We start from the raw sequence: 12,902 nt of genomic DNA, 5'->3' as shown, positions 1-12,902 counted from the left end.
TGCCGTACACGTCATTATATAACAATTTTTCCCTGCTGACAAGTTCACAAATCGAAATATAACGGTAAAAAGCAGAGACAGGATCGTTCTCCTGTCTCTGCATACTTAAAACATTTTCCCTTCAGGTGCAATGCCAGCATTATAGTTTTGTAAATATCGCCGTTTCTTTCTTTAAATCGGTTGCAATTTCAAAGTTCTCATCCATACGGCTTGAGATATTCTCCATATCTGTAACAAGTACCTGTGTACTGTCTGCCGCATTGCTGACACCTTTTGCCCCCTCCTCGATGGCATGTGCAATCGTATTGATCGATTTCTGTATCTCAATCATTGTGTTCTTTAATGAATCCGTCTTTGATTCGAATTCATTCATGGCATTCTCTATGTAGGTTGCCTTGTTTTTATACTCACTTCCGGCCGTTACAAATTCTTCAAACTCTGGAAGAATCGACTCGTTCATATATTGTACCAGTCCATTTGCATTGTCTGCTAAATTATGCACTGCCTGAGTTACAACACTGTTGATCTGCTGGATACGGTTTGCAGCTTCCTGACTGGCAGCTGCAAGCTGACTGATCTCTGTTGCAACAACAGCAAAACCGCGTCCTGCATCCCCTGCTCTGGCTGCTTCAATAGATGCATTTAATGCAAGCAGGTTTGTCTGGCTTGCAATATTCAAAATATCATCCGTCAGGCTATTTACCTGATTTACACTGTTACTGTCCTCAATCGCCCTGTTTAACACCTCAAGAATCTCATTGACTTTCGTGCCGGTAGATTCCATATTAGAACGCGCAGCAGATTCCATGGAATCCGCATGACCTTTCATTTCCTTCGTATAATTATTAATCTCAGTTGTACGCTCCGCAATCTGATTTACCTCTCCCGCAACAGATTCCGTATTGGAATTGATCAAAGAAGCATTATCTGACATCTCCTGCATGGTAGCTGAAAGTTCCTCCGTTAATGCAGACAGATCAGACACACTGCTGTTTGATGTCATAACACTTTCACGGACTTCATTGACTACCGTTTCCATACGTTTTGAATTATGAATGATCGTCTTAAAAATATCCTGTAATTTTCCCATGAAAAGGTTAATGCCACTGCCGACTGCTGCCACTTCCTGGTTCGACATGATTGTCACACGTTTAGTCAGGTCACCTTCCCGTTTATCAATACCGTCAATGATTCCGGTAATCTCTTTCTGTGTTTTAGAAAGAGGTACAATTACCATCTTTAATACGGAAAATACTGCAACCAGCAGAGATGCTATACTTACCGCAATGGTAATAAAACTAACAGTCAGTGAATAATTATATACAGCCGTCAACTGCGTTTTTGCTGTGTCCGCATTGTTATTTACTATTTCCTGAATTGCCGTGATATTCTGATCAATCTTGTCTGCATACTCTGAAATCGCGCCGTTTGCCAAGGCATAGGCAGCCTCTTTATTTCCATTTGCACTATATGCCATAAGATTTGCGATCTCATATTTTAACCCATCATAATTTGACAATATCGCTTCATAATTTTCACGATCCGAATCATCTATAAACTGTTCAAAATCTGACAGATATCCATCAAGCACCGTTTGTTCTGAGCGGATGACATCTACAAGAGAAATCATGGAATCAAGATCTGTTGCAACAATATGTGATAATCCAAGACGGTGAATTTTTTCCGTTTCTTTCTGAATCGACCCTAAATCTGCGATACAGACCATATAGCCATTTGCGATCTGTGTTGCATTTGCATTGACTTTACGGATATTCCTTACTGCCAGAATACTCGAAATAATGGACACAATTCCAAGAACAAACACTGGAATCAGTATGATCATTTTTGTGCTGAAACGTCCCTGTTTTTTCATAATGTGATTTGTCCTCCTGTTACTTATTTAGCCGTGGATGCCGTGATACCATCAACAAGTATATCCATAATTTCCTGAAGATCCTGTCCGGATGGATTGCCTGCTGCCATCGTATCACCAAATGCAGAACATGCATCCCAGTAACTGTTTCCAACACGCTGCAGTTTACCAAACTCAGACTGTGCAATAACAGCCTGGATTGCCGGTACCTGTTTTACAGCATCCGACGCTGCCGCATTGGTATTAGACGGTCCCTGATTTCTCTCTTCAAAACGAATGGTCTGGTTTTCCTCGTTTGTAAGCCAGTCTGCTAATTTTGCAGCCCATTCCGGATATTTTGAATACGTATTCACACCCATCATTTTATATCCGGTAAAGGATGACATCTGTATCTGCTGTCCTGCTACTGTATAGGTCGGAAGCTTTACTGCACCATAGTCGTCTCCCCAAGCCTCTTTAATGGAAACAGCATTCCATACACCACTGATTCCGGCACCGATTGTACCATTCTGTACTCCGGTAACAAAATCGCCATCCGGCTGACTGATAAATGCCGGGTTGGTTGTAATATTTAAAATAGACTGTGCTACATCAATTCCCTTAATCGCTCCATCCGTTGAATTCCAGTTACAATAGTTTGTCACACCATCATCATTGATACCAAACTCTAAACCTGTGTTTCCAAAAAACGAATACAGATACCATCCAGAATTTAACTCCATGGAAAACGATTTACCGGCAGCATCCAGCGCTGCTAATATTCCATCCATCGTCTGAACATCTGTATCAGAAAGAACATTTTTATCATAATAAAGGAAATATCCATTATCTGCCGTCATCGGATAAGCATACAATGTATCATTAATAGATGCAGCTGAAACTGCCTCCTCTAAATTTGCATTTTTTACCTCATCTGCATTTGGCACCGGATATAACGCACCTGCTGCAACCATTGCAGAAAGCTGGTCATCCGCAAACGAGAAAACATCTGCACCATTATGAATATCTCCTAATAAGACATCCTTTGTATCAGAATCTGCATTCTGCTCCAATGTTATCTCAAGCTTTGCCTCCCCGGCATATTTCTGTTTAAAACTGTCTATCATCTGGTTTAACATATCAAAATTATCTTCCTCTGACCAGACTTTCAGCTGTACCACTCCGTTATCCGCTTCCGTATCTCCAAAAGCAATTTCTGTAGATGCTTCTGCCCCCGGTACTACTGACTCCACAGCGCCATCACTGTTTGTACTTTTCTGATCTGCCGTATTTCCACAGCCTCCAAACGCCATACACAAGATTGTCGTAAACAGCATTCCTGCAACGATTCTTTTTTTCATTCTAATTCCCCTTTCTCGTATTATGCCGTCTTATCACTACATCACTTATCTATTTTACAGGCTTTTTACATATTTATCAATCACGTTTTTGCTTTTTTCGATATAAAAGCAGGCTTTTTTGACTATATTCAGTTATTTTTTTACATCATGTTCATACGTGCACAAAAATCTTCTTTTCTACATATCTTACTATAAAATTAACGATAAAAGGAATAGAACAATTATGAGACCTTATCATATGTCCGGGAATGCAGGTCGTTCCTGCGGACGTTCACCTGTTTCTTCTGCACCAAATGCAGAATCTATGCCTTGCATGGAATGTATCTCCCCTTCAGGGAATCCCAGTTGCGATTCAGATCATGTACTCGCCATGGCCTATGTTCCCTGGCAGCAATTTTCTTCTGTTTACGAACCGGATCGTGCACTTAGTGCAGGAACAATCTTTCCAGAACTGGATAAACCATTTTTAGCTGCAAAAGGAGGTAGATGCCGATGATGATCAGTCAGATGAATCAATCACAGCTTCTTCACTGGATCGACATGGTCAGCTTTGCAGTCGTGGAAATCACAGAATATCTTGACACTCATCCAGATGATGAAAATGCTTTAAAATATTTCAATCATTATGCTGATCTGCGGCGCACAGCGCTGCGCGCATACGCACAAAATTACACACCGCTTACCATCGACACTACAAATCCGGATAATTACTGGTGCTGGGCATCAGACCCCTGGCCTTGGGAAGGAGGTGACTGTTAAATGTGGAACTATGAAAAGCGTTTGCAATTTCCAGTCAACATTACAAGACCCAATGCCAAAATCGCCCAGATTATCATCAGTCAGTATGGAGGACCAGATGGAGAGGCGGCCGCATCGTTCCGTTATCTGTCACAGAGGTATAGTATGCCATATAATAAAGTGGCGGGGCTGTTGACAGATATTGGGACGGAGGAATTGGGATGGAGATGTTGGATATGAAAAGACCCAGCCCTTGGGGCTGGGTTGGAACGTTCATAAAAGTTAAACTCTCACTCTTTATCAAAATGCTTTTTCTTGAATTTTATCAACTTGTCCTTTTGTAATTCAGAAGTCCTGCTATCTTTCTTTATCAGTTCGTCTATTTTTTTTTCGTATGCATCATACTCCTTCATATTTGCTGATTTCAATATAATATTTTCCAGTGCTATAATCCGGTATGAGTTATATAATTCTCTCTCTTTTTCTTCCTCTTGATTCAAATTATTTTCAATATCCGAAGTTATCGAGAACACACTTACACAATTTCCTATTAAACCAACAGAATAAAATATAATAAAAACAAACAGATACACCATAAGAAATACAAATAAAACAGACAAATAGAACACTGCATTTAATTTTATATTTATAATAATCTCCGCCAAAAATGTAATTATAATTTGAATGGCGATTAAAAATCCTATAAAGTAGAAACTTAATAAAATTCCGTATAAACAATCATATACATTTCTTTTTTTCATGTAATTTACTATTTTCCCAGATATAGATCCTGTCAATATTGCCAATCCGGTAACAACAAATCCTAAAAAGCCTATGAGGGCAATTCCTATATTCCAAAATACTGTACCAACAAAGCTAACATATTCATTTATCCCATTGACTTTTATGTACAGAGTAGAAACCGCAATAGATATAATAGAGACAATAATTGCTGCCCTCACTTCTACAGTTCCAAAATCATATAATTCTTTGAACTTATTCGTTTTAAAAATTGCAGAAAAACTTTCATCATCTATCTTTTTCATTTTCCACCACATTTCTATACATTTCGTTGTTTATTCTTATATTCCTCAAATTTTATCAAAAAATGTTTTGATTCCCTGACAAATTCTTCATCATTTAAATTCTCCGAAATATCAATGCAAAACGCTGCATCTTGGCTAGAGCTAATTCTTTGAGTTTTACCATTAAAGTCAACTCCTGTAGCTGTCAAATCACCGTATCCTGCCGAAATATATTCTCGGATTTCTTTCATCTCCTCCGAATCCATTTTCATATCATCTGATTCAAATTCCCATGTCATTTTTGTTGAATTTGTATTAATACAATTATCTTTTATACTTCTAACATTTCCTCCATTCGGATTTGGTGGTATAAGTACCGCTTTCACCTTAGTTATTTTATATAATTCCTTAATTTTTTCCTCTAACCTATTTTTGTCTTTTTGTAAATATGTTTGAAATTCATAATCCTTTACACATTTATTTAGTAATTCATTAAAACCGTCTGTAAACTGATTATAACCAAAGCATTGTCTTTCACAAAAGGTTACCATTTCTTTTTCTATGTCAAAATAAAATCTAATCGCTACACTTTCATTTGTCAATACAGATTCAACTTTTCCTGTTTTTTCATTTACTTTATCATTGAATTTCGAATATTTTCTTATCATTTTTCCTGTTATTTTCATATCACTTTTATTTAAATCTGCAAAATAATAATATGAATACCTCAAGTACGAAATCTCATTTCCTGTTGAATCATTATGTTTTGCATTTACAGAATACCCACATCGTTCATCTGTATTTAATCTATCGTATATAATTTTTAACACATCGTTAATATCCAATTCATTCTCATACACAGAAAATATTTTAGAATTCAAATTTACTTTGGCTAAATATAATTTTGGCATAAACATACCCCCAACGTTTTTCTTTCATTATACTACGCCGGTGTAAATACACAAGAAAAACTTGAGAAATTTGTCGTAATATGTTATATTATATACAACTTAATTAAGTCAGATAGCTCGGTTTCGTCCCAACGTTCCGGGCTATTTTTTATGCTGTTATAATATCACATTTAGAACATTTGTTCTATATACAATATAAACAAATATTTTTCATACTACGTGTTACAAAATCAATGCAGCCCTTATATATTGCACACTTTGCATGTCAAAAGCCGGTACAGATTTCTCCGCACCGGCTCTCTCATTCAAATAAACTGCAATTTTTATAACGACTCTAAGCCTGCTTTCCAAGAGTTCTTTCCAACAATTCCATCAGCCGTCAGTCCATGGTTCTTCTGCCATGTCTTTGTCATGCTTTCCGTACCGCTGCCGAAATTGCCATCCGCCGTCGTACCGATGATGATCTGCCATACCTTGACTGCATTGCCCTTGCTGCCTTTTTTAATTGTATTCATGTTATAATCCTCCGTTTTTTTCACTGTGGTAGTGGTTGCACCGGCGCAACTCTCTACTTTCTTATTATAAAGAGCTGCCTCGGCTTTTCTTCTCCGCTGTAATCCCGGTAATGTTTTACCGGCAGCCTTACAGTACTGCTGCATTGCAGACGGAATCTGATTCATTACTCTGCCTGTACACAACTTTTTCACATTGCCCTGTCCCAGATTGAAAGCAAAGCTGACCAGAGCATCAAACTGGTTCTGGTTAAGTTTGTCCGTAAATGGGACATAGGACGGATTGTTGATATACTTTTCAAACTTTGCTATGTCCTGCTTTAAAAATGCATCTGCCTGTGCCTGTGTGATTTTCATCCCTTTATATACTCCGGCAGTGTGACCGTACCCGATCGTCCACACACCTGCAGAACACTGATAGGCTGTAAGTCGGCAGCCCTCAAACTGTTTGATAAGATTCAGACCAGCCTGTCCAATTTTTCTATTTGCCATTAACTTCTACCTCGCTTTCTTTAATCTCTGTTTTGCTGTCTAACAATTTCTGTGTAATATCCAGTCCTGCAATTAAAAACTGTGGCACATTCACATTCATCTCTACCAAATTTTCCAAGATGCTCCGGATTTCATTTATCAAATATGTAGCAAGGGTAAACCATCCAAACAGCAGTACAAATTCAAGCTGCACGCCTATGACCTCGCCCATTGTTATAAAACAATTCGATATGAAAAAGGCAAGTCCGATCACCACCCAGTACCACACCTTTTTAAAGATGCCCTTTGCACCGATGGCGCTCGACTCATTCTTTTTATAGAATCTCGCCTTGCAGTACCCGGTTGCATAGTCGATCACATTAAGAATCAGGAATCCGGCAAATAAAAACCAGTACTCGCCGAACAATGCCGCCCCGATTGTTGCGATCAGTCCATAGATCATGTTGATTTTGTCAAATTTCATAAAATTTTCCTCTCTTTCTGCCCGAAGGCTTGTTATTTAAAAGAGCCGGCTACACAACACATGGTCATGTAATCGGCTCTTAGGCTCTCACTTTCTTTAATTCTTCAATATCCTGTCACATCGATCTGATCTGTTCTTTTATCTCTGCATTTTCTTTTTCTACTACGTCAACGCGTTTCCACAACTTTTGAACCATATGAACAGTAAGGAAAATAAATTCCTGATAGCGAAGCGCATAGTCATAAATGATATTTCCGTCCTCGTCCTTGCATGGGACTTTTGAGGATTCAATCGGCATACCATCCTCTTCGTTGTATTCTGTGTATTCGTATCGAATATCTTTACAGAATCCGGCAAACTTCTCCGGCTCGATTCCAAGTTCCTGCATAGCATCTTCGACATCCTGTGAGATAGCACCAATATGTACACGATCGCCATCGTTAAAAATAAATGACTTCGGTTTTAATTTTAAAAACAGCTGCTCATACGCTTCCGTTAAATCGATAATATTATGTTTTTTTGTACGATCAGAGGTATTAATAGCGCCTGTTTTCGAAAAAACAGTTGTCCATAATTTATTTTTTGTTCCGCATGACATCTGGTTCGATACATTCGGACAAATGAATGCTCCAGATATATCTAATTGATACCCCGCTCCATGAAGAAACGTCGGAGTTGTATCATTCCCGACATGGCAGTTATTGTTCTTATTTAATCCCAGAATGTCAAGAATTGTTCCGTTTGTATGTGTTCCATGGATATATTTTCCAGATGCAATATCTAAACTTCCCGTTAACGTTCCGCCTGACAACGGAAGATATCCTTTTAATGCGTTGGCAACTGCTGTTATTCTGTTATCAAGCGTCGCATCTCCATTTGCAATGTTTTTTGATAATTTTGTCGTCACATTTTCGTCTCCGCTGATAAGATTCTGCATAATACCAGAATATATATAATCAACTTCACTTTCTGTATAATATCGTTCATCATGCGTATGGCTGGATGGTGCGTATGTACTCGGTTTACCTGTCACGTCAGACCATGGGATTTTTCCGGTAAATGCAACTTCTTTCAGATCAGAAAACCACTTTACAATCTTTCCGAACAGTGTCGCATGGGATTCACCGCTTTTGAGATTTTCTCTTGCGGGTGCTGCTGTAAATGCTGTGGTATTCTCTGCTGTATCTCCCCCGGTTGACACTGCTCCAACATTTTCTGCCGTAAGCACTACATTTCCACGACGAAAAGAATCTTCGTTGACACCTTTAATTCCAGTTACCGGAGTTCCGGCAAGCACGTCCCACTTTTCATCTGATGTTTTATAAATATTGGCACCGGCAGGAATTACATTCCCTGCTCCCTCTTTAAAGTCATCCGTGGTTGTAAATTCGTCTGAAATATTGAACATCCACCCTGTGCTAACATCCGCAAGTGCCGGAAGATCTGCAAATGCAACTGTTCCGTGTGGCTGCAATCCACCTTTAAGTCCTTCTGATACATCTTTTGCCTGCTGATAGTAATACTTTGCATTGTCAGAATCTTCACCCTCTCTGCTTCCTGTACCACCAACAGCATAACTCTGTGCTTTGGTTGCACTATCTGCTGCAGATTCGGCTTTACCGATGATCTCCGCAGCCTTTTGAGTTGCAATATCTGCTTTTTCGGCTGCTGTATCAGCTGACTGACTGGCAGATGATGCTTTCTCCGTGGCTGTGGCGGATGATTCACTGGCGGATGTCTCACTGACTTTTGCGTTGCTTTCGGATGCCGCTGCCGCCGTAGCTGACTTCGCTGCCGCTGTCTCGGACGCCTTGGCATTGTCCTCTGATTTTTTTGCAGCCGTCTCACTGGCTTTTGCGGCATTCTCACTTATTTTGGCATTGGCTTCAGACGTTGCTGCCGCTTTCTGGCTCAATTCGGCTTTTGCCGCCTCAACCTTAATCTTGGCAAGATAATTTGGTTCTAAATGCTTTTCTTCAATGCTTCCCTCTTTCACGATTGCCGACACCTTGCCGGATGAATCGATATAAAATGCCACTGTATCAGAATCAAGAAATTCATACTGTGTAATCAGTGCTGACAGATCTATGTACTGTTTTGTGCCATCAATCAGAGTTAGGATAATCTGCTGTGTAGTTGGATTATAAGTGAAGTTGACAGCAATCTTCTCCATCTGCGTATCTATTGTAATCTTAGAACCGTTCTTTTTTGTGATCGTAATGATTCCTGTCGATTCCTCAAAGGTCACGTCTGCAACAAGAGTTGCTACCTCTGTCTTGGTTGCTTTTGTCGCATCCAGGGTAACTACATTGTCGTCAATAATGCCGATAGCACTATCCATTTTGTTGAGGTTTCGTTCGTTCAACGGAGTCTCATCGCTTGGGTAATTCTCCCAGTTGATAGGTACGTGTGCTTTATTCATGTTCCTTGCCCTCCTTTTCCATGTCTTTCTCCATCTGTTCCCGTTCGGCAATCACATTTCTATTTGCTTCTGATTCGATCTGATGCAAAATATCTTTAAACACCAGATATTTAACCTCAACCGGAATACTTTCACAGGCATTTACATAATTAATAATGTCATTCTCAAACTCTCGGATTTCTGCGTTAATCATAAACTTTCCACCTTTTCTTTCAGATTTTCTATCTCTTCATGCTGTAACTGCACTGTGGCTACCAGATCTGCAATAAGTTCTGTGTACCTCATGCCGTAAAAAACTTCTCCATTCTCATTTGGAAATGCTTTCGGGCATATATTCCATCCCTTTTTCACACTTTTTAATACTTCTTGTGCAATGAATCCATGATGATAACCGGTTTCTTCAAAATTATAACGGTACGACTTTGGTTTTAAGGAATAAATGGTCTTAGCTGATTCATGTTTATCTAAATCCTTGATTGTGTTTTTTATTCTTTTATCTGAACCATCAATTATCCCCCCTCTAAATCCAGCAACACCGGTATCCCCATCCAGATTAATCATACAGTGATCCGTATCTGTTCCGCCCTTATTTAGTGAGATATGATTATATTGAACGACACATTGATGGTTTGGACTTTCAAGTGTTCCTTCTACCGCTTTAAAGCCATCTGTTCCCATCTGCACACATGTACCGCTTCTTTTAAATTCAATCAAATTTGCTGTGCTTTCTTCCGTCTGAATATGCACATACCCGCCAGTTATCTCCATAGAGCCTTTTAATTCCAAAAGTTTTGCTTTGATTTTTATGCCCTCGGCTGACTGGTTGATTTCTGAAATGACGCTGTCTTTTGATACTTTCAAGCTGATCTGCTTTGATGACTGCGTAATCGTACTGGACGCACTCGATGAAAGCTGCTTAAATTTCTTTATCAGAGTCCATTTGTATTTTCCACTGCTTATTCCACCATCTGGTTCGCAACCATAAAACTTTCCAGTATTCTGATCCAAAAAACTGTGTCCAGAATAATACGAAGATGCAGGGTATGTATCTTGTGGATTCCCTAAACCACAATGTGTAACGTCATAATCTTCGGTATCCCATACTGTTAAAGAAGCACTGACTTCTGACCGTATCTTAGTTGCGGTCACCTCTATCTTTCCGGACAAATCGCCCTCTGCTTCGCTTGCTCTCGTAACTTCCGCTGTAATCTTGTCCTCATTGATTTTAATAGCTGCTGCAAGTTCAACTTCCTGCCCCTGTGCTCTTTTTACTTCTGCTGTAATATTATTTGCGTTTTGAGTAATCCGTGATGATAGACCATCGGCTGTGTTTTTCACTTCCGTCCGGATTTCAGTCGCAGTCTGCGTTATCTGTGATATTAATTTCCTCTCTTTATCCTCGATCGTGCTCTGTGTCTTTTCAATCGACCGCTCTAATACATTGCTTTTTCCCTTAAGCTGCAAAATACTTCTCTGTATTCCATTCGCTTTACTCGTTCGGTACTCTTCCCCATCCGCTTCCAAATCATCACGCAAAGCCTGTATACCTTTCAGGGTTCTTTTCAGAATATAGGACTCAATCAGTTCATATCTGGTCGGCAGCCGCACTGCATCCCCGACCTCAAGACACGGATTTCCTTTGCAGTCCGCTGTAAACGGGCGGTAAACAATCCCTCTGATCTTGGAAAGGATATTTTTTGCAATGCCTTTCAGTTCTTTTGTGCCTTTGCCATATACAAGAAAATCATCCTCGATCACATAAGCATTGTCTCCAGTACCCACGATCACGCCGATATCATTCTTCTGCTCCCGGATCTGTAACTTATTGATTGTTTTAACAAGAGAATCTTCATACTCAGCCGTTATATATAAATCCTTCCCGATACGGTTGCTTTTCGGATCTCTTGGGAACAAATCATCTGCCGGATAAAGATCGTTTCTCGGATAAAGTCCCTGTATATTCTGCTCCAGATATATATAATGAAACTTCCCGTCACGCCCCATGTGACCCATGCAGCCATTGATCTCACAAATGCAGGACAACACTTCTTTGCCGCTCATGGATTCGCCTATGGTGCTTGATTCCTCTGTAGCAGAGCTTGTCTCACTGGATGCCGTGACCGCTACCGTTTTCTCAATAGACATATTGTCATTAATGAGAGCAATGTCCGCCTGTTCGATCCCGAAGTGCTTAAAAAAGCTGTTCCGGAACTGTTTCATTGTGACTGGATCATAAACTGTAACAGTCGTAGTTTTTCCATCTTTATCTTTCTGCTGCTCTTTATGGGATGGAAAGACAGTGTTATACCATGCTGCCACATCTGCATTTAAAATGTCATAAAGGGCATCATATGCAACTACATCTCGGTATTTTCTGTCAGCAGTCGGTGTATCGGAATAACCTTTGAATCTTCCTATCAAAAAGGGTTGATCTGTGTGCCCGCCAATTATCATTTTGACGGTCATCCATCTCCCTTTCATTGGAAGAAAAATATTTGATACCTTAAATTTTACAGATCCGGCTTCGACAGCACCAAAAGTCAATTCAGACTGTGAACACAGGCTTTCTGTTAATTCAAACTCTTCCTCATGAAATTCCGTATTTGTGATATGGATTTTTCCATCATCAGAAATAATCTCAAGCTGAATATCAACGCTATTCTGTTTAAATAAATCAGCATATTTAAAATCAATCATCCAATTACACCTCCATATCCGATAAATGCCAGCCGGAATGATCCATACTGGACCGTCCATTCATCTGCATAATCTATCTGATACTCCACGTCGGGCATATAGCAGTACATCGTTACATAATTACCGATTTCCGGCATCCATGCGGTAACAAGTGCTTTCTTTTCGATTGCATGGGAATATTGGGATCTGATGTTATCCATCAGTGCACGCAATGCTTTCTCATCTATATCTCCCGGCGTTTCCCATTCCGTTTTAATCGAGACGTTGCTCAATGCCTCCCGGTGCAGTATCCCGTTCGCATCCCGGTAAGAATTAAGATCCTGCCCCTTGATTCCGCATTTATACTTCTTTGCCTCTATATACCGGAAAGGAACTGTGTAATTGCCTACTTTTATTAAAAATCCGCTGTATGCCATTTATACGCTCCTC

At 39.7% G+C, this 12,902-nt stretch carries 12 protein-coding genes and 1 pseudogene; 3 read left to right on the top strand and 10 right to left on the bottom strand.

Translation table 11 applies throughout. The features are described from left to right. Window positions 1-139 precede the first annotated feature (139 nt). Both ACDD58_RS13705 and ACDD58_RS13700 read right to left on the bottom strand, forming a co-directional pair. Complete coding sequence (locus ACDD58_RS13705; protein WP_117921744.1) at window positions 140-1,873, bottom strand: methyl-accepting chemotaxis protein; 1,734 nt, start codon at window positions 1,871-1,873, stop codon at window positions 140-142. A 23-nt stretch (window positions 1,874-1,896) separates the two neighbouring features. After that, the gene (locus ACDD58_RS13700; protein WP_117921742.1) at window positions 1,897-3,213 is read right to left on the bottom strand and encodes an extracellular solute-binding protein; all 1,317 of its coding nucleotides are present in this window, start codon (window positions 3,211-3,213) and stop codon (window positions 1,897-1,899) included. Between the two features lie 223 nt (window positions 3,214-3,436). Here ACDD58_RS13700 and ACDD58_RS13695 point away from each other — a divergent pair, with 223 nt between their 5' ends. The 3 genes and pseudogenes from ACDD58_RS13695 to ACDD58_RS13685 all read left to right on the top strand — a co-directional run. Beyond that, window positions 3,437-3,709, top strand: a complete 273-nt coding sequence (locus ACDD58_RS13695; protein ID WP_330418424.1) for a spore coat associated protein CotJA — start codon at window positions 3,437-3,439, stop codon at window positions 3,707-3,709. Next, window positions 3,706-3,972, top strand: a complete 267-nt coding sequence (locus ACDD58_RS13690; RefSeq protein WP_370778004.1) for a spore coat protein CotJB — start codon at window positions 3,706-3,708, stop codon at window positions 3,970-3,972. Before ACDD58_RS13695 ends, ACDD58_RS13690 begins: the two co-directional genes overlap by 4 nt. Then, window positions 3,973-4,170: pseudogene (locus tag ACDD58_RS13685) on the top strand (manganese catalase family protein); the annotation flags it as partial. A gap of 71 nt (window positions 4,171-4,241) precedes the next feature. On the opposite strand, the gene ACDD58_RS13680 reads toward ACDD58_RS13685, so the two are convergent. The 8 genes from ACDD58_RS13680 to ACDD58_RS13645 form a co-directional block, all read right to left on the bottom strand. Further along, window positions 4,242-4,997 (bottom strand): hypothetical protein, encoded by a 756-nt coding sequence (locus ACDD58_RS13680; protein ID WP_370778003.1) that lies wholly within the window; start codon window positions 4,995-4,997, stop codon window positions 4,242-4,244. Window positions 4,998-5,011: 14 nt separating this feature from the next. Continuing rightward, complete coding sequence (locus ACDD58_RS13675) at window positions 5,012-5,887, bottom strand: hypothetical protein (protein WP_370778001.1); 876 nt, start codon at window positions 5,885-5,887, stop codon at window positions 5,012-5,014. A 323-nt stretch (window positions 5,888-6,210) separates the two neighbouring features. Next, window positions 6,211-6,891 carry a glycoside hydrolase family protein gene (locus ACDD58_RS13670; RefSeq protein WP_370777999.1) on the bottom strand — a complete coding sequence of 227 codons (681 nt, stop codon included), beginning with the start codon at window positions 6,889-6,891 and terminating at the stop codon, window positions 6,211-6,213. After that, the gene (locus ACDD58_RS13665) at window positions 6,881-7,354 is read right to left on the bottom strand and encodes a phage holin family protein (protein ID WP_118210641.1); all 474 of its coding nucleotides are present in this window, start codon (window positions 7,352-7,354) and stop codon (window positions 6,881-6,883) included. The genes ACDD58_RS13670 and ACDD58_RS13665 overlap by 11 nt, the downstream gene beginning before the upstream one ends. 115 nt (window positions 7,355-7,469) lie before the next feature. Further along, a complete protein-coding gene (locus ACDD58_RS13660; RefSeq protein ID WP_370777997.1) occupies window positions 7,470-9,776 on the bottom strand; it encodes a tail fiber domain-containing protein in 2,307 nt (768 codons plus the stop codon). Continuing rightward, window positions 9,769-9,969, bottom strand: coding sequence for a hypothetical protein (locus ACDD58_RS13655; RefSeq protein ID WP_118598055.1), 201 nt, complete (start codon window positions 9,967-9,969; stop codon window positions 9,769-9,771). Before ACDD58_RS13655 ends, ACDD58_RS13660 begins: the two co-directional genes overlap by 8 nt. Then, complete coding sequence (locus ACDD58_RS13650; RefSeq protein ID WP_370777995.1) at window positions 9,966-12,473, bottom strand: tail fiber domain-containing protein; 2,508 nt, start codon at window positions 12,471-12,473, stop codon at window positions 9,966-9,968. The genes ACDD58_RS13655 and ACDD58_RS13650 overlap by 4 nt, the downstream gene beginning before the upstream one ends. After that, window positions 12,470-12,889, bottom strand: coding sequence for a DUF6711 family protein (locus ACDD58_RS13645; protein ID WP_370777993.1), 420 nt, complete (start codon window positions 12,887-12,889; stop codon window positions 12,470-12,472). Before ACDD58_RS13645 ends, ACDD58_RS13650 begins: the two co-directional genes overlap by 4 nt. Window positions 12,890-12,902 lie beyond the last annotated feature (13 nt).

Origin of the sequence: Roseburia sp., assembly GCF_041325975.1 — a bacterium.
Lineage (GTDB): Bacteria > Bacillota > Clostridia > Lachnospirales > Lachnospiraceae > Roseburia > Roseburia rectibacter.
The sequence above is the reverse complement of the archived record's forward strand: the minus strand, read 5'-3'. Positions and strand labels throughout refer to the sequence as shown.

Bases quoted from the DNA above. Each gene is read 5' to 3' on its own strand.
- ACDD58_RS13655 (WP_118598055.1), bottom strand. From the start codon at position 9,969: ATGATTAACGCAGAAATCCGAGAGTTTGAGAATGACATTATTAATTAT.
- ACDD58_RS13705 (WP_117921744.1), bottom strand. From the start codon at position 1,873: ATGAAAAAACAGGGACGTTTCAGCACAAAAATGATCATACTGATTCCA.
- ACDD58_RS13695 (WP_330418424.1), top strand. From the start codon at position 3,437: ATGAGACCTTATCATATGTCCGGGAATGCAGGTCGTTCCTGCGGACGT.
- ACDD58_RS13690 (WP_370778004.1), top strand. From the start codon at position 3,706: ATGATGATCAGTCAGATGAATCAATCACAGCTTCTTCACTGGATCGAC.
- ACDD58_RS13675 (WP_370778001.1), bottom strand. From the start codon at position 5,887: ATGCCAAAATTATATTTAGCCAAAGTAAATTTGAATTCTAAAATATTT.
- ACDD58_RS13665 (WP_118210641.1), bottom strand. From the start codon at position 7,354: ATGAAATTTGACAAAATCAACATGATCTATGGACTGATCGCAACAATC.
- ACDD58_RS13660 (WP_370777997.1), bottom strand. From the start codon at position 9,776: ATGAATAAAGCACACGTACCTATCAACTGGGAGAATTACCCAAGCGAT.
- ACDD58_RS13650 (WP_370777995.1), bottom strand. From the start codon at position 12,473: ATGATTGATTTTAAATATGCTGATTTATTTAAACAGAATAGCGTTGAT.
- ACDD58_RS13680 (WP_370778003.1), bottom strand. From the start codon at position 4,997: ATGAAAAAGATAGATGATGAAAGTTTTTCTGCAATTTTTAAAACGAAT.
- ACDD58_RS13645 (WP_370777993.1), bottom strand. From the start codon at position 12,889: ATGGCATACAGCGGATTTTTAATAAAAGTAGGCAATTACACAGTTCCT.
- ACDD58_RS13670 (WP_370777999.1), bottom strand. From the start codon at position 6,891: ATGGCAAATAGAAAAATTGGACAGGCTGGTCTGAATCTTATCAAACAG.
- ACDD58_RS13700 (WP_117921742.1), bottom strand. From the start codon at position 3,213: ATGAAAAAAAGAATCGTTGCAGGAATGCTGTTTACGACAATCTTGTGT.